Annotated in this window: 23 protein-coding genes and 1 pseudogene; 10 read left to right on the top strand and 14 right to left on the bottom strand. The window is 40.9% G+C overall.

Annotated elements, in window-relative coordinates:
* Positions 1-35: 35 nt before the first annotated feature.
* From CYP26_RS04930 to galU, 4 genes are all read right to left on the bottom strand, one after another.
* Entirely contained in the window at positions 36-1625 is a 1590-nt protein-coding gene (locus CYP26_RS04930; protein WP_103590755.1) for an ABC-F family ATP-binding cassette domain-containing protein, read from the bottom strand.
* A 61-nt stretch (positions 1626-1686) separates the two neighbouring features.
* On the bottom strand, positions 1687-2232 hold the full coding sequence (locus CYP26_RS04925) for a DUF1287 domain-containing protein (RefSeq protein WP_103630604.1): 546 nt from the start codon (positions 2230-2232) through the stop codon (positions 1687-1689).
* Between the two features lie 4 nt (positions 2233-2236).
* Positions 2237-3457, bottom strand: coding sequence for a glucose-6-phosphate isomerase (locus CYP26_RS04920; protein ID WP_103630603.1), 1221 nt, complete (start codon positions 3455-3457; stop codon positions 2237-2239).
* Positions 3454-4275: a UTP--glucose-1-phosphate uridylyltransferase GalU gene (gene galU, locus CYP26_RS04915; RefSeq protein ID WP_103630602.1), complete on the bottom strand. Its 822-nt coding sequence runs from the start codon at positions 4273-4275 to the stop codon at positions 3454-3456. Before galU ends, CYP26_RS04920 begins: the two co-directional genes overlap by 4 nt.
* Positions 4276-4401: 126 nt before the next feature.
* On the opposite strand from galU, the gene CYP26_RS04910 reads away from it, so the two are divergent.
* The 7 genes and pseudogenes from CYP26_RS04910 to CYP26_RS10605 form a co-directional block, all read left to right on the top strand.
* Positions 4402-5037 carry an IMPACT family protein gene (locus CYP26_RS04910; RefSeq protein WP_103630601.1) on the top strand — a complete coding sequence of 212 codons (636 nt, stop codon included), beginning with the start codon at positions 4402-4404 and terminating at the stop codon, positions 5035-5037.
* Positions 5038-5073: 36 nt separating this feature from the next.
* Complete coding sequence (gene lgt, locus CYP26_RS04905; protein WP_103630600.1) at positions 5074-5889, top strand: prolipoprotein diacylglyceryl transferase; 816 nt, start codon at positions 5074-5076, stop codon at positions 5887-5889.
* Between the two features lie 119 nt (positions 5890-6008).
* On the top strand, positions 6009-6707 hold the full coding sequence (locus CYP26_RS04900) for a fumarate reductase cytochrome b subunit (RefSeq protein ID WP_103582219.1): 699 nt from the start codon (positions 6009-6011) through the stop codon (positions 6705-6707).
* A 14-nt stretch (positions 6708-6721) separates the two neighbouring features.
* Positions 6722-8740, top strand: coding sequence for a fumarate reductase flavoprotein subunit (locus CYP26_RS04895; protein ID WP_103568587.1), 2019 nt, complete (start codon positions 6722-6724; stop codon positions 8738-8740).
* Positions 8733-9452: a fumarate reductase iron-sulfur subunit gene (locus CYP26_RS04890; RefSeq protein ID WP_004317555.1), complete on the top strand. Its 720-nt coding sequence runs from the start codon at positions 8733-8735 to the stop codon at positions 9450-9452. The genes CYP26_RS04895 and CYP26_RS04890 overlap by 8 nt, the downstream gene beginning before the upstream one ends.
* 340 nt (positions 9453-9792) lie before the next feature.
* Entirely contained in the window at positions 9793-9909 is a 117-nt protein-coding gene (locus CYP26_RS10480; protein WP_258031420.1) for a restriction endonuclease, read from the top strand.
* Positions 9894-10016: pseudogene (locus tag CYP26_RS10605) on the top strand (restriction endonuclease); the annotation flags it as partial. The gene CYP26_RS10480 and the pseudogene CYP26_RS10605, both read left to right, overlap by 16 nt.
* Positions 10017-10221: 205 nt before the next feature.
* On the opposite strand, the gene CYP26_RS04875 reads toward CYP26_RS10605, so the two are convergent.
* The 10 genes from CYP26_RS04875 to CYP26_RS04830 form a co-directional block, all read right to left on the bottom strand.
* Positions 10222-12054, bottom strand: a complete 1833-nt coding sequence (locus tag CYP26_RS04875) for a dynamin family protein (protein ID WP_103630598.1) — start codon at positions 12052-12054, stop codon at positions 10222-10224.
* Entirely contained in the window at positions 12047-14128 is a 2082-nt protein-coding gene (locus tag CYP26_RS04870; protein WP_103630597.1) for a dynamin family protein, read from the bottom strand. Before CYP26_RS04870 ends, CYP26_RS04875 begins: the two co-directional genes overlap by 8 nt.
* A 267-nt stretch (positions 14129-14395) precedes the next feature.
* Positions 14396-15139, bottom strand: a complete 744-nt coding sequence (locus CYP26_RS04865; RefSeq protein ID WP_103630596.1) for a hypothetical protein — start codon at positions 15137-15139, stop codon at positions 14396-14398.
* Positions 15140-15330: 191 nt separating this feature from the next.
* Positions 15331-16341: a tRNA (adenosine(37)-N6)-threonylcarbamoyltransferase complex transferase subunit TsaD gene (gene tsaD, locus CYP26_RS04860; protein ID WP_103630595.1), complete on the bottom strand. Its 1011-nt coding sequence runs from the start codon at positions 16339-16341 to the stop codon at positions 15331-15333.
* The gene (locus CYP26_RS04855) at positions 16338-17636 is read right to left on the bottom strand and encodes a M99 family carboxypeptidase catalytic domain-containing protein (RefSeq protein WP_103630594.1); all 1299 of its coding nucleotides are present in this window, start codon (positions 17634-17636) and stop codon (positions 16338-16340) included. Before CYP26_RS04855 ends, tsaD begins: the two co-directional genes overlap by 4 nt.
* Entirely contained in the window at positions 17636-18871 is a 1236-nt protein-coding gene (locus CYP26_RS04850; protein WP_103630593.1) for a uracil-xanthine permease family protein, read from the bottom strand. Before CYP26_RS04850 ends, CYP26_RS04855 begins: the two co-directional genes overlap by 1 nt.
* Positions 18858-19967, bottom strand: a complete 1110-nt coding sequence (gene dxr / locus CYP26_RS04845; protein WP_103630592.1) for a 1-deoxy-D-xylulose-5-phosphate reductoisomerase — start codon at positions 19965-19967, stop codon at positions 18858-18860. The genes CYP26_RS04850 and dxr overlap by 14 nt, the downstream gene beginning before the upstream one ends.
* On the bottom strand, positions 19949-20680 hold the full coding sequence (locus CYP26_RS04840) for a phosphatidate cytidylyltransferase (protein WP_103630591.1): 732 nt from the start codon (positions 20678-20680) through the stop codon (positions 19949-19951). Before CYP26_RS04840 ends, dxr begins: the two co-directional genes overlap by 19 nt.
* Before the next feature lie 606 nt (positions 20681-21286).
* Positions 21287-22393 carry a D-TA family PLP-dependent enzyme gene (locus CYP26_RS04835; RefSeq protein WP_103630590.1) on the bottom strand — a complete coding sequence of 369 codons (1107 nt, stop codon included), beginning with the start codon at positions 22391-22393 and terminating at the stop codon, positions 21287-21289.
* Between the two features lie 88 nt (positions 22394-22481).
* Positions 22482-24935, bottom strand: coding sequence for a molybdopterin-dependent oxidoreductase (locus CYP26_RS04830; RefSeq protein WP_103630589.1), 2454 nt, complete (start codon positions 24933-24935; stop codon positions 22482-22484).
* 153 nt (positions 24936-25088) lie between these two features.
* On the opposite strand from CYP26_RS04830, the gene CYP26_RS04825 reads away from it, so the two are divergent.
* From CYP26_RS04825 to CYP26_RS04815, 3 genes are read left to right on the top strand one after another with little or no spacing between them, the layout of a single operon-like run.
* Positions 25089-25382, top strand: a complete 294-nt coding sequence (locus CYP26_RS04825) for a putative quinol monooxygenase (RefSeq protein ID WP_012140151.1) — start codon at positions 25089-25091, stop codon at positions 25380-25382.
* Positions 25383-25414: 32 nt separating this feature from the next.
* Complete coding sequence (locus CYP26_RS04820) at positions 25415-25636, top strand: hypothetical protein (RefSeq protein WP_002941152.1); 222 nt, start codon at positions 25415-25417, stop codon at positions 25634-25636.
* A 51-nt stretch (positions 25637-25687) separates the two neighbouring features.
* Positions 25688-26590, top strand: a complete 903-nt coding sequence (locus tag CYP26_RS04815) for a hypothetical protein (protein ID WP_103613399.1) — start codon at positions 25688-25690, stop codon at positions 26588-26590.
* Positions 26591-26600 lie beyond the last annotated feature (10 nt).

The following is a 26600-nucleotide window of genomic DNA, read 5'->3' as shown; positions in this document are numbered from 1 at the left end:
TGCCCCTAGAAATTTCCTAGAGGCAAAGTGAGCATTTAGCCTTCAAGGCCTAAATTTGCTCTATACTCTTCGTATGTGCCTTTAAAATCAACGACTTCGCCATTGCCTTTTAGATGCAAAATTCTATTTGCAAAGGCATCTATCAGCTCCCTGTCGTGGCTTACGCAGATGACTGAGCCATTAAAGTTATAAAATGCCTCGCCAAGCGCGATGATAGCCTCAAGATCAAGGTGGTTGTTTGGCTCGTCCATGACAAGTAAATTTGGCCTGTGAAGCATGAGCTGAGCTAGTCTCACGCGATGTTTTTCGCCACCGCTTAGTGCTCCGACTGCTTTTTCTTGCTCGGCACCACTAAATAGCATCCTGCCAAGGCACTTTCTGATCTCATCGATGTCCTTGTTTTTGGCATCTTGTAAGTACTCATAAAGCTTTAGCTCGCCATCTATCTTATTTACAGTATCTTGCGCAAAATATCCTAGCTCGATGGTCGCGCCTATATGCACCTCGCCCGCGTCAGGCTTTATCTCGCCCATTATGATCTTACAAAGTGTGCTTTTGCCAACGCCGTTGTGGCCGATAATGGCTAGCTTGTCGCCCTTTTCGAGCTTAAAGTTAAAGTTTTCAAATATCACTTTATCATCAAATTTCTTACTTATGTTCTTTAGCTCAATTAACTCATTGCCTATCTCGCGGTTTGCACGAAATAGAATGCTTGGATCACGCCTGCTTGAGACAGCGATCTCTGCGATATCTAATTTCTCAAGCTGTTTTGCACGTGAAGTCGCCTGCTTTGCCTTGCTCGCATTTGCTGAAAATCTCGCGATAAATTTCTCCAGCTCCTCTTTCTCTTTTAGCTTCTTGTCACGCTCCATCTCATGCTGCTTTGCGATCAAATTTGCAGCCATATACCAGTCGTCGTAGTTGCCTGAAAACTCGCGAATTTTCTTAAAATCCACATCCAAAATATTTGTACAAACTCTATTTAAAAAGTGTCTGTCGTGACTGATAACCACAAGCGTGCCCTCGTGGCGGTTTAGCTCGTTTTCTAGCCATGCTATCGCGTCTATGTCAAGGTTGTTTGTTGGCTCGTCTAAAAACAAGATGTCTGGCTTTGGAAAGAGCACTTGAGCCAGCAAAACCTTAACTTTATCTGAGTTTTCAACCTCGCTCATAAGCTTATCAAATTCATTTAGTCCAAGTGAGCTTAGGATTTTTTCTATCCTAGTCTCGTACTCGTAGCTTGGGTCTTCCTCAGCGCTTATCATCTCAAGCTCGCTTAAGCGCTCATTTATCTCATCTGTAAATTCCTCGCTCATGTAGAGCTTCTCTTTCTCTTTGACAGCGTCGTATAGGCGTTTGTTGCCATAAAGCACCGCATCTTTTAGAGTGAAATTTTCAAACGCAAACTGATCTTGCCCAAGCACGCCAACCTTTAGTCCATTCTCTATGATGATCTCGCCGCTAGTTGGCTCGATAGCTCCGCTTAAAATTTTTAAAAATGTCGATTTGCCAGCGCCATTTGCACCGATTAGTCCGTATCTGTTGTGGCGATTTAGCTTTAAATTTACATCCTCAAATAGCAAACTGCTTGCAAATCTTTGAGTAAGTCCCCTAACTTCTAACATTATTTTTCCTTGAATTTATTTTTTGCGATTTTGCCTAAAATTTGATTAAAAAGCCATTTTGCTACTTTAGCCTAAAACGCCCCGTGATCTTGTAGCTATAAAGTATGTTTTCTTCCTGCACGCCAGAGCCGATATTGTGGATGACAAGCGGCGTTTGTCCTTCAAATTTATCTGAGATCACGCCGATGTGAGGTAGATTTCTTGGTAGCATCCATGTGACGATATCGCCTGGCAGAAATTTATCATCACTCACCTCAAAACCTTTTCTTTTTAGAAAGGTAGCGATGTTTAAAACACGCCTGTGATCGATGTTTTTATCAGCCTTTTTAAGGCCCCATTTTTTAGGATAAACTGAAAAATTTTTACTCATATCTTCAAAAATGAGCCTTTGCAGATCCATATCCTGATGACGTAGCGCCCTTACCACAACGTCAGTACAAACACCCTTTTTGATATCCACATCGCCCATAGGATAGGCGAGCTTTTCGTAGCTTGGATCATAACTTAGCGTCACGCCGATCTGCGACCTAGCGTCATTTACAAATTTACTCGCCGAAAAGGCAAAAATTTGCGTGGCAAAAAGAGCTAAAAGTAGAAATTTCTTCATATTTCTACTTTAAAAGCATGGTTTTTAAGATACGTTTTCCTATCTCAACGCCTGGTTGATCGTATGTGTTGATGCCTAGCATGATACCAGTGGCCGAGGTTAGTAGCTCGTAGTAAAAAATGAGCCAGCCAGCGTGAAACTCATCAAGCCTCTCAAGCGTGATCGTATCGACACTTATGCCCTCTTGCACCAGCGCCATAGCTGTCGCGTCGCACTGTAAATTTATAAGCTCATTTAGGCTTAGACCCGCTACAAAATCGCACTCTTCAAGCCCTTTTAGGCTTAAATTTGGGATAGTCTTGTCGCTCGCGTGATCTTTTATCTTTATAAATGTCACGCTCTTATCTTTTACGCCGTCCATGATAAGCTGCAAAAAGCTGTGCTGATCGCGGCTGCCAACAAGTCCAACTGGCGTAAGGCCGACCCTTTTATAGCCTCTTTTTTTACCAAGGCTCTCCGCCCAAAGCTGCACATACCAGTCGTTAAATTCAAAAAATCTATCGCAGTAACTAAAAATGACATTTATGCTGGCGTTTCTGCTAGTAGCGTAGTGGTAGGCTTTAGCGACTATGGAGCTATCTTTTTGCTCGATGTATTGCTTTTTGCAAGCAAGCGCGCCATCTAAAAGTGCCTTTATATCGTAGCCGCAGATACCAAGAGGCACAAGACCGATCGCACTTAGCACGCTAAATCTCCCGCCAACGTTTTTTGGGATATTAAAAAATTTAATGCCATTTTCTTTGGCGAAATTTTCTAAATTTGTCCCAGGATCAGTTATTATGAGGAAATTTTTGCCTAAATTTTGAGGTTTAAAGTCATCAAGCAAGCACTTAAAAATAGTGATTGTCTCGATTGTATTGCCTGATTTTGAGCTTATTATAAAAAGCGTCTCGTCAAAATTTAGCCCACTAAGCGTGCTTTTATAGCTGCAAGGATCGACGTTGTCTAAAAATAAAAGCTCTCTTTTTATCCCTTTTGTGCCTTCAAGCATCGATTTTAGCGCCTTTACGCCAAGACTGCTGCCACCAATGCCAACAAGTACTACATTTTTGATATGAACTAGCCCTTTTTCATACTCCCGGGTCTCGCCAAGCAAATTTTGCCCAAGAGCTGGCAGGTGGTAGTAGCCTATCTCGCCGCTTTCGTACTCGTCGTTTATGCGTTTGGCGTAAGAGTCGATGACCTCGCTGCTTGCAAAGTTAAATTTAAATGAAGTCTCTATCATTTACTGCGCTCGTAAAAGAAATTTGTAGCCTCGACAAAGCCATCGATGCTGCCGCAGTCAAACCTCTTGCCCTTAAATTTATAAGCTAGCACCATGCCATCTTTTGCCTGCGTTTTTAGCGCGTCCGTGATCTGAATTTCGCCGTTTTTGCCTGGTTTTGTTCGCTCTAAGATGTTAAAAATATCTGGCGTTAGGATGTAGCGGCCAATTATCGCTAAATTTGTCGGAGCCTCGGCAGGATCAGGCTTTTCAACCATATCATCGACCATTATGAGATCATCTTCTATAAACCTACCGCTTACGACGCCATAAGACTTAGTCTGCTCTTTTGGCACCTCCATCACAGCTACTACGCTGCAGCGATACTTTTCATAAATTTTAACCATTTGCGAAAGCACGCCCTCGCCATTTTCATTTATACATAGATCATCTGCCAAAATAACCCCAAAAGCTTCATCTCGAACTAGCGTTTTACCCGTATAAATGGCGTGTCCAAGCCCTTTCATAGCATTTTGCCTAGTAAATGAAAATGTGCATGAGCTCATTAAATTTCTAACTTCGCTTAGTAGTGACTCTTTTTGGCTGCCTGCGATCTCTTTTTCTAGCTCGTAGCTGATGTCAAAATAGTCCTCAAGCGCCCTTTTTCCGCGTCCTGTGACAAAGGCCATATTATCCATGCCAGCCTCAAGCGCCTCATCAACGCCGTAGTGAATGAGCGGTTTTGTAAGGATCGGTAGCATCTCTTTTGGGAGCGATTTTGTAGCTGGTAAAAACCTCGTTCCATATCCAGCCGCTGGAAATAGGCAAGTTTGTATCATTTTAGTCCTTCATAAAAAATTGCAAAATTCTACTATCTTTTCCTTAATAATATAAATTTGTTTGAATTTACAAGGCTTTAATTAGCAAATTGATAAGATTTTTGAAATTTTATAAAAAGAGTAAATTTGCAGACGATTGATAGGATTTTTAAAGCCCAGCTTGATATAAAAAAGTCAAATTTCTTAGCATTTTTATGCCCGATAAGCTCGTTTAAAAGTTTGCACGAACACCTAAAAGAGGAGCATTTTAAGGCCGTTCACGTAGTTTGGGCGACAAGGGAGCTAAACAAATACGGACAAATCGTTGAAAATCAAAGCGATGACGGCGAGCCAAAGGGCACTAGCGGACAGCCCAGCCTAAATGCCCTGCGTGGTGCCGAGCTTATAAATGTTGGGGTCTTAATTGTCAGGTATTTTGGCGGGATAAAGCTTGGCACTGGAGGGTTAGTCAGAGCCTATTCAGGGGCTGTGAATGAAGCGATAAATGAGGCGATAAAAGATGATGGCGTGATAAAATTTGAGATAAAAGATGAGGTTAAATTTTTTACCCCTTTTTCGCTGATGAGCCGTTTTGAGCACTATTTTTCCACTAAAAATTTAATTGAGTTTGAAAGAGAATTTAATGACCTTGGAGCGATCTGGAGCGTAAATTTAAACGAGGCCGAGTTTGCTGAGCTATTTAAATTTTGCAAAGAATTTGAAGCAAGCGAGTTTAAATTTCTAGCCTTGCCACTTGGCAGCAAAGCGCTGTTTATTTATTAATTGTAAAATCGCATAAATTTAAAAAGAAAGTAAAAAATGGAAATTTGGAACGACATTTATAACCACTTTAACCCAGTCGCCTTTAGCCTCTTTGGCTTTAGCGTGCATTGGTATGGGCTTATGTATATTTTGGCCCTTGTTTTAGCGCTTGCCATGGCAAAGTATCTCGTTAAAAAAGATGATGTCCCTATATCAAATCAGCTTTTGGATAACTACTTTTTTTGGGTAGAAATAGGCGTCATTTTAGGCGCTAGACTTGGCTGGGTTTTAATATATTCAGGTGAAGCAAGCTACTATCTAACGCAGCCTTGGCAAATTTTTAATCCAATCCACAACGGTGAGTTTATAGGAATTCGCGGCATGAGCTATCATGGAGCTGTGGTTGGCTTTTTGCTAGCGACAATTTTATTTTGCAAAAGATATAAGCAAAACGCTTGGCAGTTGCTTGATCTTTGTGCCATCTGCATACCTTTTGGATATACCTTTGGCAGGATAGGAAATTTCTTAAATCAAGAGCTTTTTGGACGCGTCACAGACGTGCCTTGGGCGATAAATGTCTTTGGTCAGCCAAGACATCCAAGCCAGCTTTACGAGGCATTCTTAGAAGGTTTAGTTATTTTTTTCATTTTATTTTTATATAGAAAATATAAGAAATTTAATGGCGAACTCATAGCACTTTATGCCATTTTATACACATTTGCAAGATTTATTTGCGAATTTTACAGAGAGCCTGATTCTGGACTTGGATTTATTATTTTTGGTCTATCAATGGGGCAAATTTTATCACTTATTATGTGTGGGCTCGGAATTTTTGTCTATATTAAACTTTATAAGAGTTTTACGAAAATTTAATGTCAATATTTAAAATTTATTAAAGTAAAGTTCTGATAGCATTAGCTTTATCAATTAATGCTAATGTTTAAATTAGTATTAAGAAATGATAACTTATTTCAAATTTCTTAGGAGGGCTCATGACCGGGCTTATAGAAGGTTTTTTGGGGAAACGGTCGGACGGCAAAAAAAGCCGCACTCCAGCCGCTTGGGATAGATGGCAAAGTATTACAGGATTTATTCTAGCCTGTTTCATATTGTGCCATATGGTTTTTACTTCTACTATACTACTTGGCAAAGACGCATTTAACGCTGTCGTAGGATTTGCAGAGGCTAAATTTTTATTTGGTGAGGCTACTTGGTGGATCACAAATGTTATAGCTGCTGTTATCTTTGTAGTTTTTGTTACTCACGCCTTCTTGGCCATGAGAAAATTTCCTGCAAATTACAGACAATATTTAATGTTTAGAGGCCATAAAGACCGCATGAAGCACCTTGATACCACACTTTGGTGGTTCCAGTTTTTAACAGGCTTTGCTCTATTTTTTGCAGCTAGCGCCCACCTCATCGACATCATCTTTGGTGGTCACATCACAGCTGATAAGTCAGCTGCTGCTTTTCACAAACTAGAAATTTTCTACTTCGCACTACTTGTTTTCATGGTCGTTCACGCTGGCGTTGGCATGTACCGCTTATATGTCAAATGGGTAAGTATTGATGGCGCAAACAAACACGAAATGCTTGCTAAAAGAAATAAGGCAAAGACAGTTGTATTTGTCATTTATGGCATACTTGCTGTGATTGCGCTAATCGCCGATTTCGTGTGGATCAGCCATTAAAAAGGAGCTAGAAGATGAATGTAAAATATTATGACGCATTGGTAATTGGTGGCGGTCTAGCTGGTCTTAGAGCTGCTGTGGCTGCTGGAGAAAAAGGCTTAAGCACCGTAGTTTTGAGCCTCATCCCTGTAAAACGCTCTCACTCTGCTGCTGCACAAGGCGGCATGCAAGCAAGCCTTGGTAACTCTAAAATGAGTGAAGGCGATAACGAAGATGTGCACTTTGCTGATACAGTAAAAGGTAGCGACTGGGGTTGTGATCAACAAGTTGCACGTATGTTTTGTCAAACTGCTCCAAAAGCTATCCGTGAGCTTGCAGCTTGGGGCGTGCCTTGGACTAGGATCACAAAAGGCGAAAGAAGCGCTATCATCAACGCTCAAAAGACAACTATCGTTGAAAAAGAAGAGGTTCATGGCCTTATCCACTCACGTGACTTCGGTGGTACAAAAAAATGGAGAACATGCTACACAGCTGACGCAACTGGTCACACCATGCTTTTTGCTGTTGCAAACGAAGCGCTTAAACACAATGTAGAAATTCACGACCGCAAAGAGGCGATCGCTTTGATACACCAAAATAACCGCTGTTACGGCGCGATCGTTCGTGACCTAGTAAATGGCGAGATCACAGCTTATGTTTCAAAAGGCACACTTATAGCAACTGGCGGTTATGGTAGAGTTTATAAACACACTACAAACGCTGTTGTTTGCGAAGGTATCGGCGCTGCGATCGCACTTGAGACTGGCGTAGCTCAGCTTGGCAACATGGAAGCTGTTCAGTTTCACCCAACTCCGATCGTACCATCTGGTATTCTTTTAACAGAAGGTTGTCGCGGTGATGGCGGAATTTTACGTGATGTTGATGGATACCGCTTTATGCCTGATTATGAACCAGAGAAAAAAGAGCTAGCTAGCCGCGACGTCGTTAGTCGCCGTATCATGGAGCACATCCGTGCAGGCAAAGGTGTGCCTAGCCCTTATGGCTATCACGTTTGGCTTGATATCTCTATCCTTGGACGCGAGCACATTGAGAAAAATTTACGTGACGTTCAAGAAATTTGCGAAATTTTTAACGGAATCGATCCTGCTGACACTGAAGTATATACTGACGAGACAGGACATCAGCGTGGCAAAGGCTGGGCACCGATCCTACCTATGCAGCACTACTCAATGGGCGGCATCAAGACAAAACCAACTGGCGAGAGCCCAACACTAGCAGGTCTATTTAGCGCTGGCGAGGCTGCTTGCTGGGATATGCACGGCTTTAACCGCCTTGGTGGTAACTCAGTTTCTGAGACAGTCGTCGCTGGTATGATCGTTGGTGATTATTTTGCAGATTATTGCGCTAGCCACGAGATCGAGATAAACACAGCTGATATCGAGAAATTTGTTAAAAAACAAGAAGATTATCTACTAAGTCTTGTCAATAAAGAGGGTAAATTTAACGTCTTTGATATCAAAAACAAGATGAAAGAGGTAATGTGGGAGCACGTTGCGATATTTAGAACAGGCAAAGGTCTAGAGCTTGCTGTTAAAGAGCTCGAAGCACTTTACAAAGAGTCACTTGATGTAAAAGTAAGCAACAAAGCACTATTTGGCAACCCAGAGCTTGAAGAGGCTTACCGCGTGCCAAAGATGCTAAAACTAGCGCTTTGCATCGCAAAAGGTGCGCTTGATAGAACAGAGAGCCGTGGTGCTCACTGCCGTGAAGACTATCCAAAAAGAGATGACCTTAACTGGCTAAACAGAACGCTTACAAGCTGGAAAGAAGGCGACACTATGCCAACTATCACTTATGAGCCACTTGATATCATGAAGATGGAGATGCCGCCAGCATTTAGAGGTTATGGTGCAAAAGGAAATATCATCGAGCATCCAAACAGTGCTATCCGTCAAAAAGAGGTCGATGAAATTCGCGAAAAAATGCAAGCAGAAGGCAAGAGCAGACAAGAAATTCAAGAGGCTTTGATGCACTATGACCTTCAACCAAAATATAAAGCACCAAATGAAAGAGCAGGTATAGGAAATGAGTAGAAAAATAACCATAAAAGCTTTTAAATACAATCCTTTAAGCAAAGTTTCAAAGCCTCATTTTGCGACTTATGAGCTTGAAGAGACTGATGGTATGACGCTATTTATCGCGTTAAATCAAATTCGTGAGAAATTTGATCCAGATCTCAGCTTTGACTTCGTTTGTCGTGCGGGAATTTGCGGTAGTTGTGGCATGCTAGTAAATGGCAAGCCAAGCCTAGCTTGCAGAACCTTAACAAAAGACTTTGAAAGCGGTGTCATAGAGCTTATGCCTTTGCCAGTCTTTAAACTACTAAAAGATTTAAGCGTAGATACTGGTAACTGGATGAACGCTATGAGTAAGCGCGTCGAGAGCTGGATACACACAGATCACGAGACTGATATCTCTAAGCTTGAAGAGAAAGTTGAGCCAGAAGTCGCTCAAGAAGTTTTCGAGCTTGATCGCTGTATAGAGTGCGGAATTTGTGTTGCATCTTGCGGAACAGCTATCATGAGACCTGATTTCATCGGCGCTGTTGGTCTAAACAGGGTTGCTAGATTTAAGATAGACGCACTTGATAAGAGAACTGACGAGGACTTTTACGAGCTAATAGGCGATGATGATGGCGTATTTGGTTGTATGACTTTGCTTGGCTGCGAAGACAACTGCCCAAAACACTTACCACTTCAAAGCCGCATAGCTTATATGCGTAGAAAAATGGCTGCTATAAAGTAGCAAAGGGGCTGTAAAAAGCCCCAAATTTATTTAAAAACTCTACAAACAGACACCAAGATACAGATACAAATATCTAGCGCTGCAAATAAGAAAAAGATAAATATTAAAAGCGGAAACGACAAGACTATACCCATTATATAGCCAAGTGGCAAAGTAATAAAAAATAAAAGATCAACTCCGGTACTAAAGTAAAAAAATAGCGCAAACAATGAAGCGATTACGTTTATAAATAAGTTGATATTTTCAGAGAAAAACTCTGTTAGGCTTACGTATTTCATGTTGTGATTATAGCTTTTAAGATTACAAAAATTGATGAAAATTTATCTAGCATTTTAGAAAAATGGACTATGGAACTGGACTTACAAATAAAGGTCCGGACGGTGGGATAGATGGCATCATGGATAAACTAGGACTTTCTAAAATTTACATCCAAGCAAAGAGATTGGTAGCAACATAGGCAGGCAAGAGATCCAGCAGTTCATCGGCGCTATCTCAAACAAAAATACCAAAAAAGGCGTCTTTATCACTACAGCAAAATTTACAAAAGAGGCCCAAACGTTTGCTAAAGATAGTCAAAACTTTAGCGTAGTCTTGATAGATGGAGACAGACTGGCTGAACTAATGATAAAGTATAAAGTAGGCGTTCAAACAAGCCAGATATATGAAATTTGCAAGATTGACACCGACTTTTTTGATGAAAATAATTTTTAAAAATGCTAGCGAATTTAAAATTTGCTAGACGCTCGCACACGCAGTTTAAAGTCAAATTTTACTTTAATACCACCGAACTCTCTTGTAGCTTTTCTAGCTTTAAAATTTGCTCTTTTGGTTTTGCTTTTAGGCGCTCAAGCATCGCTATTTTTTGGGCGTAAATTTCATTAAATTCGGTCTTTATATCAAGCAAAGTTTTATTTAAAAATGAGCTATTTGAGCACATAAGATCGTCAAATTCATACAAGCTAAAGGCATTTAGCATGCGCTCATAAACCTCTTTTGCACTTGGGATGTAGAGTGGCGTGCCCATTTGCAGGTGCGAATTTAGCGAGTTTTCGATCTTTTGCTTTAGAAAATAAACCGCAAGTTTAAGCGCATTTTCGTAGTTTGACGCAACCTTTACGTCAAGCTTTTCAAAAAAGAGCGATATCTTTTGCGTTGCCTTAAATTTGGCATTTTCATACTCTCTTAAGAAATTCTCATAGGTCCTGCCAGCGTATGTATTTATCGATTTTGTCTCGTAGTTTGAGGCAAACTCATCAAATGGATTAAAGCTCTCATAGCGAGATTTATAAACGAAAAGCTCATCTTCTAAGCTTTTATAAAGCTCATCAAAAGCCGATATGATCTCATTTTCAAGCTCTTTTAGATCTCTTTTATAGCGTTTAAAAAATTTAGAAAAGATGACATCTTCATAGATGAGCTTTGAAAAGACTTCGTCCGTATCAAGGCTTATCATTTCAAAATTTTCTCGCTTATAAATTTCTTTGTTTAAAAGCGTCTTTGCTGGGTTAAATTTTGTCCTAGAAAATGGCTTAAGCAGCCTAAAAACTTCATCACTTGCAAGCTTGATAGCCTCGCTCATATCGCTGTATCGTAGGGCGATTTTAGGCTTAAACTCCTCTTTTATCGCTTCTAGTTTTTCTTCAAGCGTGGCATTAAATTTATCCAAAATTTCATCAGCTGCGCTATAAACTTTAAGGCGATTTTCTTGCTCAGCGATTAAAAAATTTACTATCTTTTTCGCCCTTGCTTTTATGAAATTTTCTTTAAAGCTCGCGTTTAAAAACGCCTCTTTTACAGCGCTTAGTGCTTTAGCAAAATTTGAGCTTTCTAGCTCGCTCTTGTTTTCATTTGTGATGCCAAGGAGTGCTTGCTTTGATGAGATAGCGATGATATTTTCAAAAAGCTCACCATAAGTTTGCCTAGCGTGTTTTAGCAAGCTTTCAAGCTCATCCTCGCTTAGCTTATCCTTTTGGTTGATGAAGCAAAGCGCCTTTAGATCGTTTGTCCTTAAAATTTCTTCTACGCTTTCAAGCTCGCTAGCCTTTGCTGCGTTGTTTGCGAGGCTTAGCCAGATCGCGCCGCAAACCTTTTTTAGCGTATTTTTGGTCTCTTTTGTGTCGGCATCTCGTAGTGAGTTTAGCCCTGGCGTGTCGATGAAATTTACCTCTTTTAAAATTTCACTTGGTGCATAAAGTGTCATGCTTCTTATCTGCTCGCTCATGGCGTTTAGCTCTGCAAGCTCGCTGCTAGCTAGCAGACTCTCGCTGCCATTTGTAAATTTCACGCTAAGAAGTGGCATCTTTGCAAATTTTAGCCGCACAGCCTTTGCCGTGACAGGCGTTAGACCTGATGGCAAGATGTTTTGTCCAAGCAGAGCGTTTAAAAATGTTGATTTACCACTTGAAAACTGCCCGATGACAGCGATAAGAGGTGGCTCATTTAGAGTGTCGATTAGTAAATTTAGGCTCTCTTTTATCTCATCGCTTGCGTGAAGGCTTGGGTCGTTTAGCTCATTTACTAGCCTTGCTAGCTCGCCCTTAAAGTCGCTTGTAAAAACCTTAAAATATCTCGCCTTATAGGCATTTATGAAATCATTAAACATTTTCTAGCTCCCATAAAAGCGAGCAAATTTCATCTTGCAAGGCGTTTTGCTCTTTTAGTTTTAAAAGTGAGTTTTGATTTTGCGAGCTAAGCTTTTCTAGCTCACGATCTAGCTCCTTTAGCCTCTTATCAAGCGTGGCCTTTTGAGCGGTTTCATAGGTTTTTATGAGGTTTAAAAGGCGATTTTTTTCGTGGTCAGTTAAAATTTCACAAAATTGAGAGATATTTTTATCTTTTAGTAAGCCCTCTTTTAAGCTTAAAAGTGCTTCACTTGCGTCACTTGAAATTTTAGCTCTAAATGCAGCTAAAAGCTCCTTAAATTCAAGCTTTACGCCCATTTGCTCTAAAAAGTCATTGATGTTAAAAACCTCGTTTTTACTCATCACATAATCATCAAAATTTAAAGCGATATTTTGCTCACACGCCCTTGTTTGCACCAAAGTCTCGTTTCTAGCCTCTCTCATAAGTGCCATCACGCTGTCACGAAGCGTTGTTTTTGCGATTTGCTCTAAGCGCTCTAAATTTAAACTTTGCTTTTTGCTTTTGCAGTAGGCTATCTCGCTTTTTACCTTGTCGTTTAGGTTTTGCAAAAGCGTCTCAAGCCCCATTTTATAGATCTTTTTGGTGTTGCTACTTTCAAGCTTTGTAAGCTCATTTTGAGTTAGGCTTTCAAGTTTAGAGAAATTTTCACTCAGTGCGTTTTTGACGTTTGCCTGCTCATTTTGAAGCTTTTTAAGTTCCACTTCATAAGCTTTGAGCGACAAAATTTCAGCCTTAGTGGCCTCAAGCTTGCTATTTAGGATATTTTTTAGCTCCTTTTGATACGAGCTTAAGATAAGGGCTGATTTTTTAGAATTTTTGCCAAAGAGCACCTCGTAAAGATAGTCCTTAAACTCCTCTACACCGCTATTTGCAGCACCTTCTAAGAAGCTTTTTGCACTAAGTGCAAAATAATCAATCTCCACGCCATTTATCTGCTCACCGATCGCTTTTTTTGTGTAGTTTAGCGTCTCATTTAGCTCTTTAGCGCTTAGCTCATCAGCGTGAGTTAGCACCACGGCGAGCCTTACGATATGCGAGTTTTCAAGGCATTTTTTTAAAAATAGAGCGTCCTTTTGCGTGGCGCTTTGTGAGGCGTTCATGAGGTGGGCTAAAAGGTCACACTTTTTCATAAAATTTGTAGTGATCTGCTCTCTTAAAACCACCGCATCATCGATGCCTGGCGTGTCTATGATGCAGACATTGTCCTTTAAAAGCTCCAAGTCGTCATAAAGCTCGACACTTTTTACAAGATTTGCTGTTTTTGAGCTTGAAGATGTGTAGTTTTTTATCTCGTCTATGCCGATATCTACGCTTTTGCTTGGTAAATTTTCGCTTGATACGCCAAGTGCTAAAAGCTCATCTAAGGTGTAAAAATTTACCCTCGCAAAGCTATCTTTGGAGTATTTTAAAATGGTTAAATTTATCGTTTCTGGCACGTTTGAAGCGCCAAGGACGGACTTGTTTAAAAGGGCGTTTAAAAGGGTTGATTTGCCAGAGTTTATGACGCCACTTGCAGCTATGTTAAAAAGCGTTTCGTTTGATCTTTTTTTGGCTGCCACAAGCGCCTCTAAAAATGTTTTTTCATTATCAAGCAAGCTGGCTTTTTCGTTTATCTCGTTTAAAAAGTCTAGGTTTTTATGGAAGTGATCTTTTGGCTTTATATGAGAAATTTTAGCCTCGTTAGCGCCCTTATTTTTGCTTATGATCTTTTCTAAAAAGCCAAATTTCTCATCATCTATGATCTTTTCGCCGCGCAATATTTCTAGGTATTTTACTATCTCATCGCTTGAAATTTTAGCCTCGTTTAGCGCCTTAAGAGTCGCAAGCTGCGCACTTTGTATGCTAAATATATCAAGCTCAATTTTAAGCCTTTTTAGCACCGCTCTAAACTCATCAAGTGCCATAAACTGATCTAAATTTTTCTCGTCGCAAACTAAAAGAAGAGCTAGCAGATCTGGGTAAAATGGCACGCTAGCAGTAGCATTTGTATAAATTTTATTTGCACGCCAAGCCTGTTTTAAAAACTCATCCATAAAGACTCTTTTTGTTGATATTTTGGGATTTTATTAAATTTTTACTTATGAAGCTATCAAAAAATGAGGATGGCGCTCAAACAAAAGGATATAAGAGAACTTCGCACAGATACAAAAATAGTATCAAAAAAGCACCAAGTTTTGGTTGCAAGTAAAATACAACTTTAATTTCTAAAATAGCTAATTTGCACTTATCTAAATGAGCAAGAGTATGCTTTTAAAATGTAATACTTTTAAACTTAAATATATTTATTTTAGTATCAAAATTTATCTTGCATAAAACATCGCCACCAAACCGCGGTTTATATCTTTTGTATCGCCGTCATCTATCTTTGTAACCTTTGAGATATTAACACTTTTATCGCTATTTATCGTGAAGGTAAGCTCAATAACTCTCTCATTTATCTTTTTAGTATTTTCACCAAAATAGATCACTTCTGGCTCTTTTTGCGAGTAGTAGGCGGCGTATTTGCTTTGGGCTACGACGTTGTCAAAGACCCATTTTTGCTTGATATCTAAAATTTGAGCAAGCTCATTTTTAAACTCAAGATCACAGCTAACAGAGGCTATATAGCTAGCGCTTTCTTTTGTTGGATCAAATTTACAGTGCTTGTTTGCGATGGATAAAATAGTCTCTTTGTCTATGCTTTTACCGTTCTTTAATATGCTATTTGCGCTATCAAGTGCTAGCTCCAAGCTGTTATCAACTTTTTTTTGCTGAGCAGCCTTGGCATTATTTAGAGCTTTTATGTAGCCGTTATTTTTTCTTTTAAACTCATCTTCAAGTACATTTTTACCCACTACGCAGCTTACTTTAACCACTTTCTTTCCATCACTACTAATGTCTTGCCACTGAGTACTTGAGCAACCTTTAAAGCTATCTATTGCAGAGCCTATCGTTATTGATTTATTACCTTTTAAAATATAGTTTTTAACAATGCCTATATTGCTTTCCTTGCAGCCCACTAATAATAAAAGTGCGCTAAATCCTAAAAATAGAGCCTTTTTCATCATTTTACCTTTTTGTAAATCTAATAAAATAGTATCAAACTAAAGTTTAAATTATTATGATTTTATTAAAATAAATTACATAAATATAATTTATTAAAATAATTGTTTAAATTTTAAGCTTGAAATAGTGCAAATTTGCATTATTTTAAAATTTTAAAAATAGAAGATTTTAAAAAAATTTTTGAAGAAATTTAGATATCTAGCTCAATTTTCTTAAAGCTAACTCTTGGATGTATCGCTAGTTCGGTGTGGTTTATAAATTCTCTTTTTAGATATTTTTCACGTCCAGCTCTTGCTATCATCAGCGCATTATCAGAGCAAAATACAAGTGGAGCTAGCAAAAGCTCACATCCATTTTTTTGGCAAAGCGTTTCAAGTCTTTTGCGTAAATTTAAATTTGCACTCGCTCCGCCAACGACGCCAAAACGCTTGAAATTTCTTAGCTTGAAAACCTTTTCAAGTTTATTTAAAATGTGCTCGCAGGCGGTATTTTCAAAGGCATAGCAGATGTCGGCGATATCTTTTTGTGTGATAGTTTCAAGCTTTGAAATTTCAACTCTGACTTGGTTTTTAAGCCCTGAAAAGCTGTACTCTAGGCGTTTATCGTGAAGAAGTGGGACGGTAAATTTAAACCTATCTTTATCCTCGCATAAAAGTGCGTTTTGCTGGACAACAGCACCCCCTGGGTAGCCAAGATCAAGCATCTTTGCCACCTTGTCAAAGCTCTCACCAAAGCTATCATCGCTAGTGCTTGCAAGCTCTAAAATCTCGCCATTTTCATCGATCTCTAGTATCATCGTATGTCCGCCACTTACTAGCAAAACGCCAAGCGGAAAGGTAGCCTCACGGTCTAAAAATAGCGAGTAGATGTGGCCAACTAGGTGATTTACGGCGATTAGCGGGATATTTAGGGCGATGCTTAGCGCTTTTGCCATGCTCACACCACCTATTAGGCTCACGCTTAGCCCTGGCTCGTTTGTCACAGCGATCGCTTTTATATCTTTTAAATTTGGCAAGATATCATTTAAAAGCGCTGGCAGAGCCTTTGTGTGAAGCCTTGCTGCAAGCTCTGGGACCACGCCACCAAAGATAGCGTGCTCCTCTTCTTGTGAGATCTTTTTATAATAAATTTGCTCCAGCGTCTCTTCATCTATGAGCGCAACAGAGCTATCATCGCAGCTGCTTTCTATGCCAAGTATCATCTAAACTCCGCTAGTATCATGCCAGCAAATTTCTCTTTGCCATTTTCGCTTTTGTAAAACTCAACTCGGTAAATTTTGCCATCTTTATCTATGCTGTAGCTTTTGTTTAGGCTGTTTTTATCGACATCTTGCTCGCTCTCATCGACACTTTTTGTGCCGTATCCTATGACGTTTACACGTACGTTTTTGAGCGCTTTTACCTTAAAACTTTTTTTAACGCTAAATTTATCGCCACTTTTTAGCACCTGCTCGTTGCCATCGCTCAAAAGAGAAATTTTATCAAGCGGCTTTGCAAACTCGAAGTATTGCGGCTTTAGCCTTGTGACAGAGCGGTTGCCATACTGCACTTTGTAAGTATCATTCTCTTTTATGACGGCGATTAGCGGATTTGGAGAGTGGTAGTTTAGCTCGCCCTTTTTAAATGGCACGAAGCTTATCACTGGTTTTAAATTTTTAAGGCTAAGAGCGTAGCTGTCAAATAGCTCAAGTCTGATCTCTTTTTCGATCGCCTTTTTCACGCTTTTGACATCAAGCGCAAATGGCCTAGTAAAGCTAATACCAGCCTTTTTCATATACTCTTCGATCGCTACTAGGTGATAATATGTCCTTTGCTCGGCGTTTAAATTTTTACTAGCTTCGTTTGCAAAGGCTGACTTGTTTTGCGTGATCGCGTAGTAGGTGAGGCTTTTTAACATCTCTTTATCGCCCATCGCGGTGTGGGTATTTTTGACGTGATAGATGTGCTTTGGGTCAAGCAGGTGCTTGTTTAGCACGTCTTTTACGCTTGATGCGATGCTTTCAAGCTCTGGGTACTTTGAGCCTGGTAGCGTACTTTGGTCGATGATGCAGGTGTTGCCCCATTTGTCGGGGTTTTCGTCCTTGTTTATAAAAGTATCTCTGTAATATCCGCTACCATCGTGTAAATTTAAGATGAGCGTAACGTTTTTGTCAGTGATGACGTCTTTTATCTTCATCACTGAGTTGTAGTCTGGATCGTCCTTTTCGACATGGGCAAATTTTCTATTCATATCGCCCTTTGTGCCGCGACTTCGCTCGATGATGCTTGGGAAATTTAAATTTGGCACGACCCAAAGCGAGCCTTTTGTGATGTTATAATCAGTCGCCACGATAGAAGCCGCCAAAAAGCCGCCTGGCTCATCGCCTTGTATGCCTCCGATTAAGAGCATAGTATTGCTACTTGGCTCACCTTTTTTGATAAGTGCATAGTCCAGTGCGCTTGCATTTGCAAGGCTTGCAGCCGCTAGAGCTGCTAGAAAAAGTCTAAATTTACGCATTAATATCCTTCGTAATGCTTTGTCTTTGGCAAAAGCAAATTTAAAACTATACCAGTAACCGCGCCAAGTCCGATACCTGAAAATTTAACAGCTCCAAGGTCAAGCACCATGCCACCGATGGCAAAGATGAAAATTAGGGCTACGATTATCATATTTCTAGGATCGGCAAGATCGACTTTATTTTTTATAAGTGTCTCCATGCCAACGCTTGCGATGATGCCAAAAAGTAGCAGCATGATACCGCCGATAACTGGCGCTGGGATGGTCGAGAGCACCGCACCAAGCTTGCCAACGAAGGCTAGCACGATAGCAGTGATCGCTGCAAAGGTCATGATCGCTGGATTATACGCTTTTGTAAGGCTAACTGCGCCTGTGACCTCTGAGTAGGTGGTGTTTGGCGGACCACCAAAGGCAGCAGCTAGCGAGGTGGCCAGACCGTCGCCTAAAAGGGTGTTTTTAAGGCCTGGATTTTTCAAAAAATCCTCTTTTGTGACGTTTGAGATAGCGAGCATATCGCCGATGTGCTCGATCGCTGGGGCGATGGCGATAGGTATCATATAGATGATCGCTTCGATTTCAAATTTTGGTGCGCTAAAACTTGGCACTCTAAACCAAGGGGCGCTTACGATGGCGCTAAAATCAACCATGCCAAAGCAGTAAGCCACGATGTAGCCAGCGATGATGCCAAGTAGGATCGGTATAAGCCTAAACATCCCACGTCCTAGCATCATGACAACGATAGTAGCTATAAGCGAGGTGGCTGCTACCATCATAGCTACGTTTTGAGTGTAAGCCTCAGTGGCTGAAGTCGCCATTTTGACGGAATTTGGAGCTAGTATCAGACCTATGGTCATGATGACTGGGCCAACGACAACTGGAGGCAAAATTTTATGCAAAATTTTCTCTCCGCCAAAGCGAACCACAAAGCTTAGCACGACGTAGAAAAGCCCTGCGAATATAACGCCGCCCATTGTCACTGGTATGCCCCATTTTTCGATGCCGTACTGAAGCGGAGCGATGAAGGCAAACGAGCTTGCTAGAAAGATCGGCGGGACGTTTTTTCTAGTTATTAGCTGAAAAAGCAGCGTGCCAAGGCCAGCTGTAAAGAGCGCGACGTTTGCATCAAGCCCCGTAAGGATAGGCACGAGCACGAGCGCACCAAAGGCGACAAATAAAAACTGCACACCGATCAAGCTTTGTCTAAGATCAAATTTATACCCCTCATACCTTTGCATTTAGCATCCTTTTTGCGTATTCTCTAACCTCTTTATCAACTTCATAAATTTCATCTACGCTTGAAATTTTAAGACTCTTAAATTTTTTAGCTGAGCCCAAAATGAGCCTTGATATATCTAAAAATGAGCACTTTTTCTCTAAAAAGCTAAATACCCCAACCTCGTTTGCAGCGTTTATTACAACACCTAGATCGGGACTAGCTAAGACTTCATCTTTTAGCGAAAAGACTGGATATTTTTTAGGGCTGATCTTGTGAAATTTTATATTTTTAAGATCAAGTAAATTTGCGTGAGAGACGATATTTTCACTCACCTTTTCAAGCATAGCGTGCGCGATAGCTAGCTTCATATCTGTGCACGAGAGGTGCATCGTGCTTGAGCCATCGATAAACTCGACTACTGCGTGGATGGCTGAAGTTGGCTCTATCACGGCCTCGATATCTTTGATGCCGTAAAGCCAGTAGGCCTCCATCACCTCAAAAAGCTTGTTTGTCATCGTCGCACTGTCAATCGTTATCTTTGCGCCCATATCCCAGTTTGGGTGTTTTAGAGCGTCACTTGGCGTGGCATCTTTTAGAAATTTGATCGGTTTTTTATAAAATGCCCCGCCACTTGCTGTGATGATGAGCTTGCTTGGGGTAGTTTTATTTTCTAGTAGAAATTTAAGCCCAAAATGCTCGCTATCGATGGGCAAAATTTCTCTTGTTTTTAGAAATTTACCGCCGACAACGAGGCTCTCTTTGTTTGCAAGTGCGAGCTTTTTACCAAGTGCTTGCGTCTTTAGACTAGGAGCAAGCCCAGCAAAGCCAACAAGAGCGTTTATCACCTTTTTTGAGCTTGAAATTTCAAGCATTTCTAGCAGTCCAGCCTCTCCAAAAAAAATGTTTTTATGCTCAATGTTTTTTACATTTTTAGCTAGCCTTTCATCGCCCACGCAGACAAATTTTGGCTTAAATTTTAAAATTTGCTCATTTAGTAAAGCTACGTTTTTAGCGCAGCTTAGCGCCTCAACCTCTACATTAAATTTTTCGCAGAGCGCTAGAGTATTTTTGCCGATCGAGCCAGTGGAGCCAAGTATTACCACGATAGCGACCAAAGTAGGGCAACAACGCCAAATAAATAGCCATCTATCCTATCAAGCATACCGCCGTGTCCTGGAAACAGCGAGCCACTGTCTTTGACGCCGCAAAGCCTCTTTAGGTAGCTCTCAAAGAGATCTCCCCAGACCGCAAAGACGCAGACTAAGAAGCTTGAAAATAGAATTTGGAAAAAGCCTTCTGTTACGAAATTTCCAACGACGCAACCAACTATGGTGCCTGCTACCACGCCGCCAACTGCGCCCTCGATAGTCTTGTTTGGTGAGCTTGGGCTAAATGGATGCTTGCCAAACATCTTACCAACGAAAAATGCGCCACTATCGCTTGCAACGACGCTTAAGATAAGCCACGCAAGATAGCCCATGCCATACTCTGAGTAGAGCATCCACATCATAAAGATAGGAGTTGTCGGATAGACAAAAGGGGCGACTAGCTTTAAATTTTCGCTTTTTATGTGCGCAAGGATAGATGCCACTAGCATGATCGCAAGGATCGCGATGAATATCGGATTTGTAAAATATGTAAGCACGTAAAATGCGAGCGCTGCATAAACTAGCTGTTTGTGATCGATGCCATAAAGCTTGAGCGACTCATTAAAGGCAAAGTAAAGCACAGCGCCAAGCAAAATAAAATTTAAAATATAATTATCTATAAAAAAAACTACCAAAATAGCAACAAACATCAAAACGCCAGTGATAATGCGTGAAGACATACACTCTCCTTAAAATCGTTATTTTGCCGTAATTATAACACTTAAAATTTAGATGGCGTTTATAAGAATGAAATTTGGTTTAAAATGTGTTTGAAAATTTGATACGAGCTTGGAAGGATATTTGATAGAGCTTAACATTCTCATACGATTTATTAAATTTTAAAATTTCATGAGCTAGTAATTTCGGCTCTAAAATTTAAGCTAAGCGATAAGCGAAGCCAAATTTTAGTAGTCAATTCTTGCGAGTGAATGAAAGTTTTAAAAATTTAAAAGATAGCTTGATTAAATTTGTGAATTTCTTTTTATTTAAAAGGGAGACAAGGAGACTTAAATTACGGTCTGCTTGCAGTTGTGAGCTTGCGAAGCAAAGCCGCACGTTAGAGGTGCATGCTTAAGTGCTAAAGAACTGCATGCGTTTTACTCCAAAAAAATAAAGCAAATTTAAAATTTTATGAGCGAGCATATCACAGCTCTAATTTTAGTACTAAACGCAGTGCAGCCTAAATTTAGTAGTCTGCTAAGGCGAGTGAGTAAGATTTTAAAATTTGTAAAAAAGCTTTATTGAATTTTAAAATTTGAATTTTTGCATAAAACCAAGCCAAACCCCTACTCTACCCTGCCCCTTGCCAAAACTGGCACTTTCTCGCATACCTCATCGCCACTTACGAGATAGGCGTAGTCGTATAAATTTACCACTGGGCAGATGTGATTTGGATAGATCCGCACGAGATCACCCACGCGCACGCTGTTAGCAAATTTCTCGTTTAAGATGATCGCATGCTCGTCAAACAGGCTATCTATCCACACTTCATGCTCTGCGATGAGCCCCATGCCAGGCGTCGTGCAAAAGCCCTCACTGCGCCTCTCTTTAGTTAGCGCCTTTGCCCCAGCATCAAGGATCGTGCGGGTCGCAGTCGGCCTTGAGATCACGACGCTAAGCACGCTAGCAGCGTTCATATCAAAGCTACCATAGGCATTTGCCTGCGACGCATCCATAAATATATATGTGCCAGGTCGCAGCTCTGTGACACCTTTTAGTATCTCAAAATCGTTTATCAGTGATGGCGTCGAGCCAATACTAACGGTAAAATTTTCATATCCAAACTCACGCGCGATACCAGCAAATTTTAGCGTTCTCTTAGTTGCTACTTTAAAAATTTGCTCGCATTCACGCTTATCTTTTGCCTTGTATGAGTGGCCATCATGCGAGAAAACGCCACAAAATTTCACGTTTTTACACTCTCCAAAAGCGCTCATTAAAGCCTTAAAATCGCCCTCTTCTATGACACCTGAGCGGTTTTCGCCAACTTCTATCTCGACAAGTAGCCTAGCTATCTCGCCAGCCTCGCCAAAGACCTCATCAATGAGCCTTAAAACGCCCACGCTATCGACGCCAAAGCTCACTTTAACGCCAGCTTTTTGCATGGCTATAATGCGAGCAAATTTCTGCCTTGTGACGATCTCATTTGCGATGAAAATGTCGCTTAACCCCTCTTTTGCCATCACTTCAGCCTCGCCCACCTTTGCCACCGTGACGCCCTTTGCGCCGTGAGCCACTTGCATTTTCGCAAAGTATGGCATCTTGTGCGTTTTGGTATGTGGTCTTAAGCTTACGTTAAATTTATCAGCATATTTTTGCATTTTTTCTAAGTTTCTTAACACTATCTCCCTGTCTATGAGCAGTGCTGGGGTATCTATTTCAGTGATTTTCATGAGCTATCCTTTCTTTTTTCTTAGATTTTAACTCTAATTATTTAAAAAAGGATAGCTTTTAGCACTTTAAATTTTCAAATTGTTACTTTTAGGCCTTTCTTGTGCCAATCTTTGGTGCGTCAAACGCCCTGACACGCTTTGGCGTGCCCTTAAATTTCTCGACCTCGACAAGGCTCGTGTGGGCAGTGTTGCTCTGGCTCATCTTGCTTGATGGCACGTCTTTTGTGAGCACGTTTAAATTTCCATGCAAACAAAGGCTCTTCTCACCTGGCACATCTGGGTCATACCAAGCGCCCTCGCTCACGATGACGACGTTTTGTGGCACATCCTCGGTCACAAATGCACCGCACAAAATTTCGCCCCTGTCGTTGTAAATTTTCACCACGTCGCCCATTTTTATCCCTCTAGCCTCGGCTGTTTTTGGGTTTATGAGCACTGGCTCGCGCTCTGCGATCTCGTTAAAATGGCGAAGCACAGAGTTATTTAGCTGCGAGTGAAGTCTAAATTTAGAGTGCGCGCCGCTGATGGCGATAGGATACTTTTTGTTTTTCGCACCCAGCCACTCAAACGGCTCAAGCCATGTCGCATGCGGTGGGCAGTCGTCGTAGCCAAAGCCAGCGACCGTTTCAGAGTAAATTTCTATCTTGCCAGATGGCGTTTTTAGCGGATTTGCCGCTGGGTCGTCGCGGAATTTCTTATAGTTTGTAAAGTAGCGTTTTGACTCATCGACCTTGTCAAATCTAAAATATCCCTTTTCCCAAAACTCATCAAAGCTTGGCATGCTCTCATACCCAAGCCCAGCAGCCTTTTTAACGGCATCTTCGTAAATTTCCTTGACCCACTCTAGCTCGCTTTTGCCCTCGCTAAATGCCTCTTCCCTGCCCCACTCTTTTGCGATGAGCCTTGCGATCTCGAAGTCGCTCTTGCTCTCGCCAAATGGCGTGACAAGCGGCTTAATGGCAAAGAGATACTCGCTAGTTGAGTTTGCCAACTCGATGTCTGTTCGCTCGCACTCAAGCGCAGCTGGCAGGACTATGTCGCTAAATTTGGCCGTGCTCGTCCAAAACGGCTCGCAAGTGATGATCGCTTGCACTTTTTGCATCGCTTTTATCGCTCTATTTGTCTCTGGGTGCCTTGTAAATGTCGAGCCGTTGGCGTTAAACATCACTCTGATCTTTGGTAGCTTGTAGTTCTTGCCATTTCTAGTTATCTCTTTGCCAGGGCTTAAAAGCGCGTCTATGAGCCTTGAGTTTGGCAGCTCGTAGCCCTTAGTCTTTGGCACCAGCCCACTATCAATAAATTTTTGTGGCACCTTCGTCTCAAAAGCCGATAGTTTAGGCGCTATATAGCTTTCGTCAGCGTTTTTGTGCATGCCGTCATTTGTGACAAAGCCACAACCCTCTTTGCCGATGTGTCCAAGCATCGCATTTAGCGTCACGAGCGCCCAGTAGGCCATCTCGCCGTGATCTTGCCTTTGTATCGCGTAGCCACTAACTATGACTGAGTCGTTTTTAGCTAGATCCTCGCTAAATTTCGCCAGCTCTTGCTCGCTCACGCCACAAATTTTACTTGCCCAAGCTAGGTTTTTATTGACCCCGTCTTTTGTGCCAAGCATATACTCTTTAAATTTATCAAAGCCAACGGTGTACTTTTCTATAAATTCTTTGCTGTAAAGTCCCTTTTCAAAAAGGTAGTTGCACATACCTATCATCATCGCCGTATCGGTGCAAGGCACGACTTCAAGGTACTTTGCGCCAAAATATCTTGCGCTTTCGTTGTGATAAACGTCTACGCTATAAATTTTCATCTCGCCGCTCTCGCCCTTTTTTCTGATCTCATCGTAGTATTTATATGAGTTGTGAAGCGGCACGCCAATGGCGATCTTGTTTGAAACGACTGGGTTTGTGCCCCAAAATACGATCGTTTTGGCATTTTTTAAGATAGCCTCCCACTTTGTTGGCGCGAGCGTTGGATCGATCGAGCCAGTGATGTGAGGCAAGATGACAGTCGCTGCGCCGTATGAGTAGCCACCAAGCTCATTTACATATCCGCCAAGCACATTAAGTAGCCTCTTTGCGGTCTTTTGGCTGTGACCTACTTTACCAAGGCTACCCCACTGATAAACCTGTCCGTATATCGCCTCAGAGCCGTATTTATCGAAATTTTCTTTTAAAATTTTTGCACTTAGTTTTATCACCTCGTCCCAGCTCACGCGCACAAATTCCTCTTTGCCACGAAGCTCTGGCTTTGGGTTGTTTGGGTCAGCCAAAAAGCTCTTTCTAACAAATGGATATTTTACACGGCTTTCGTTTTGGATATGATCAAGAAGTGCGTTGTTTAGCTCATTTGGGCACGCATCGCCCTCAAATGGCTCAGTCTCTACAACGCGGCCTGCGATAGTTTTTACATAAAATGGGCCAAATTTGTTTGCACTTAGGCCACTTTGCTTGTCAAAAAGCGCCTGAGCTGCTCCGTCAAGCTCTTTTGCTTGAAGGCTTGCTGCGCTTAAGGCGCCAAGCTTTAAAAAGTCTCGTCTTTTCATTTTTTCTCCGATATTTGGTTAAATTTGTTTGGTTTTATGAGTTATAAATTTACTATTTTGTATCATCTTGTCATGAAAAGGCCTTGTAATGTAATACGCAAACTTGCGTCTAAATTGCGTTATTTTAGCCAAAAAATATTAAAGGATAGACAAATGGTAGGATTTTATGTAAATGTAAAGTTAAAAGCTGGATGTGAGGCAAAATTTGAAGAAATTTTAAAAGAGATCGTGCCAGCTTCAAGAAAAGACAAAGGCTGCATAAGCTACGAGTGTGGCGTGGTTGCAGGCACTAAAAGCGAATACTGCTTTATGGAGAGCTGGGAAAATTTAGAGAGCCAAAAAGAGCACATGAAGAGCGCTCACATGGTGAAAAACGCAGCTGCTCTGGAGGCTTGCAAAGAGAGCCAAGAGGTAAAAATAATAAATTTTGTAAGCGTGAAGGAATAATATTTGCTTAAAAAGGGGCAAAATTTAGAAAAATGAGCGAAGAAAAGATGCTTGAGATGATAAACGCGACTGCCGATATTATGTTTATGGCTATACTTAGAGGACGTGTGAGCCTTGAAGCCTGCAAAAAGGACAAGGAGTTCATCGATGCTTTAAGAGAAGAGCTGCTTAGCAAAAACCCAAACAAGCTCAAAGTCGCGCAAGACTCGCACCAGATGATCGCCATTTTCGAAAAATACCGCAATAAAAAATAATCCCACTTAAAATTTAAATCCATTTGCCGATATAGTGTTAAAGGATTTGACATGATAAATGCACTAAATGGACTTAATCAAAGCTTTAACTATCAAGACACTTTTAATAAACAGCCAACAACTATTGAAAATTTAGACAGAGTAAAAATTTCTCCTAATTCTCTAGACTTCAAGCATCTATCACTTTCTGGCTACTCGTCAAATGATAAAATTTCTATCTGGGGCAAGATAAATGGCATCGATAGTAAAATGAGTAAAGACGAGGTTGCTAGTCTTAAAAATTTCGTTGATAGCACGAAGCTTTGGCGAGCAAGCTCCATTCTAACCAGCGAGAAAAACGGCTTTAGCGTAGATGAGTTTAACAAAACTTACAATATATATGCTATTGCCACCGACAACCTGAAACTTCTAATCAACCACGCCAATGGCATACTTTATCTAAACCGTGAGGCTACAAATTTACTAGACTCTGATCTAAGTATCGATAAATTTAAAGACAAATGGCTGGAATTTACCGCCGAAAGGATACTTGGCGAGCATGCAAATGTAAAAATTTCTTTCAAAGACGGGGCTTTACACTACGAGCAAACATCGGCTAAAAAACGCATAGAAGTCCTAGGTCAAGCGATGCCGCATCGTGTAAGCTACGCTGATAAAAATAGCAAAGATGAGTTTTTGAAATTTCTAAAAACAAGCTATGAAAAGGGCGAAAATATCGCTGATGTGCTGCAAAATATCGCCCTTGTGCCAGTTAGAGAAGATGGCAACGAAGAGATAGAAGAAGAGAAATTTAAGCCTATGCAAGTTACCAAAAAGAGCGTGACCTACACGGATAAAGATATAAAACGTGAGTTTTTCGAGGAATTTATCAGGCGCGAGGTCGAAAATGGCGCGAGCTTTGATGATCTAGTGCAAAAGCTAAACAAACTAAAGCCAAAGGATATCCTCGCTTAGCTTTGGCTTT

Source organism: Campylobacter concisus (assembly GCF_002913225.1).
Taxonomy (GTDB): Bacteria; Campylobacterota; Campylobacteria; order Campylobacterales; family Campylobacteraceae; genus Campylobacter_A; species Campylobacter_A concisus_J.
Note: the sequence above shows the minus strand (reverse complement) of the source record. Positions and strands in the feature narration are given on the sequence as shown.

What these genes read in the sequence shown, in the direction of transcription:
- CYP26_RS04930 (WP_103590755.1), bottom strand. Translation starts at nt 1,625, where the DNA reads ATGTTAGAAGTTAGGGGACTTACTCAAAGATTTGCAAGCAGTTTGCTA.
- CYP26_RS04925 (WP_103630604.1), bottom strand. Translation starts at nt 2,232, where the DNA reads ATGAAGAAATTTCTACTTTTAGCTCTTTTTGCCACGCAAATTTTTGCC.
- CYP26_RS04920 (WP_103630603.1), bottom strand. Translation starts at nt 3,457, where the DNA reads ATGATAGAGACTTCATTTAAATTTAACTTTGCAAGCAGCGAGGTCATC.
- galU (WP_103630602.1), bottom strand. Translation starts at nt 4,275, where the DNA reads ATGATACAAACTTGCCTATTTCCAGCGGCTGGATATGGAACGAGGTTT.
- lgt (WP_103630600.1), top strand. Translation starts at nt 5,074, where the DNA reads ATGGAAATTTGGAACGACATTTATAACCACTTTAACCCAGTCGCCTTT.
- CYP26_RS04900 (WP_103582219.1), top strand. Translation starts at nt 6,009, where the DNA reads ATGACCGGGCTTATAGAAGGTTTTTTGGGGAAACGGTCGGACGGCAAA.
- CYP26_RS04895 (WP_103568587.1), top strand. Translation starts at nt 6,722, where the DNA reads ATGAATGTAAAATATTATGACGCATTGGTAATTGGTGGCGGTCTAGCT.
- CYP26_RS04890 (WP_004317555.1), top strand. Translation starts at nt 8,733, where the DNA reads ATGAGTAGAAAAATAACCATAAAAGCTTTTAAATACAATCCTTTAAGC.
- CYP26_RS10480 (WP_258031420.1), top strand. Translation starts at nt 9,793, where the DNA reads ATGGACTATGGAACTGGACTTACAAATAAAGGTCCGGACGGTGGGATA.
- CYP26_RS04875 (WP_103630598.1), bottom strand. Translation starts at nt 12,054, where the DNA reads ATGTTTAATGATTTCATAAATGCCTATAAGGCGAGATATTTTAAGGTT.
- CYP26_RS04870 (WP_103630597.1), bottom strand. Translation starts at nt 14,128, where the DNA reads ATGGATGAGTTTTTAAAACAGGCTTGGCGTGCAAATAAAATTTATACA.
- CYP26_RS04865 (WP_103630596.1), bottom strand. Translation starts at nt 15,139, where the DNA reads ATGAAAAAGGCTCTATTTTTAGGATTTAGCGCACTTTTATTATTAGTG.
- tsaD (WP_103630595.1), bottom strand. Translation starts at nt 16,341, where the DNA reads ATGATACTTGGCATAGAAAGCAGCTGCGATGATAGCTCTGTTGCGCTC.
- CYP26_RS04855 (WP_103630594.1), bottom strand. Translation starts at nt 17,636, where the DNA reads ATGCGTAAATTTAGACTTTTTCTAGCAGCTCTAGCGGCTGCAAGCCTT.
- CYP26_RS04850 (WP_103630593.1), bottom strand. Translation starts at nt 18,871, where the DNA reads ATGCAAAGGTATGAGGGGTATAAATTTGATCTTAGACAAAGCTTGATC.
- CYP26_RS04840 (WP_103630591.1), bottom strand. Translation starts at nt 20,680, where the DNA reads ATGTCTTCACGCATTATCACTGGCGTTTTGATGTTTGTTGCTATTTTG.
- CYP26_RS04835 (WP_103630590.1), bottom strand. Translation starts at nt 22,393, where the DNA reads ATGAAAATCACTGAAATAGATACCCCAGCACTGCTCATAGACAGGGAG.
- CYP26_RS04830 (WP_103630589.1), bottom strand. Translation starts at nt 24,935, where the DNA reads ATGAAAAGACGAGACTTTTTAAAGCTTGGCGCCTTAAGCGCAGCAAGC.
- CYP26_RS04825 (WP_012140151.1), top strand. Translation starts at nt 25,089, where the DNA reads ATGGTAGGATTTTATGTAAATGTAAAGTTAAAAGCTGGATGTGAGGCA.
- CYP26_RS04820 (WP_002941152.1), top strand. Translation starts at nt 25,415, where the DNA reads ATGAGCGAAGAAAAGATGCTTGAGATGATAAACGCGACTGCCGATATT.
- CYP26_RS04815 (WP_103613399.1), top strand. Translation starts at nt 25,688, where the DNA reads ATGATAAATGCACTAAATGGACTTAATCAAAGCTTTAACTATCAAGAC.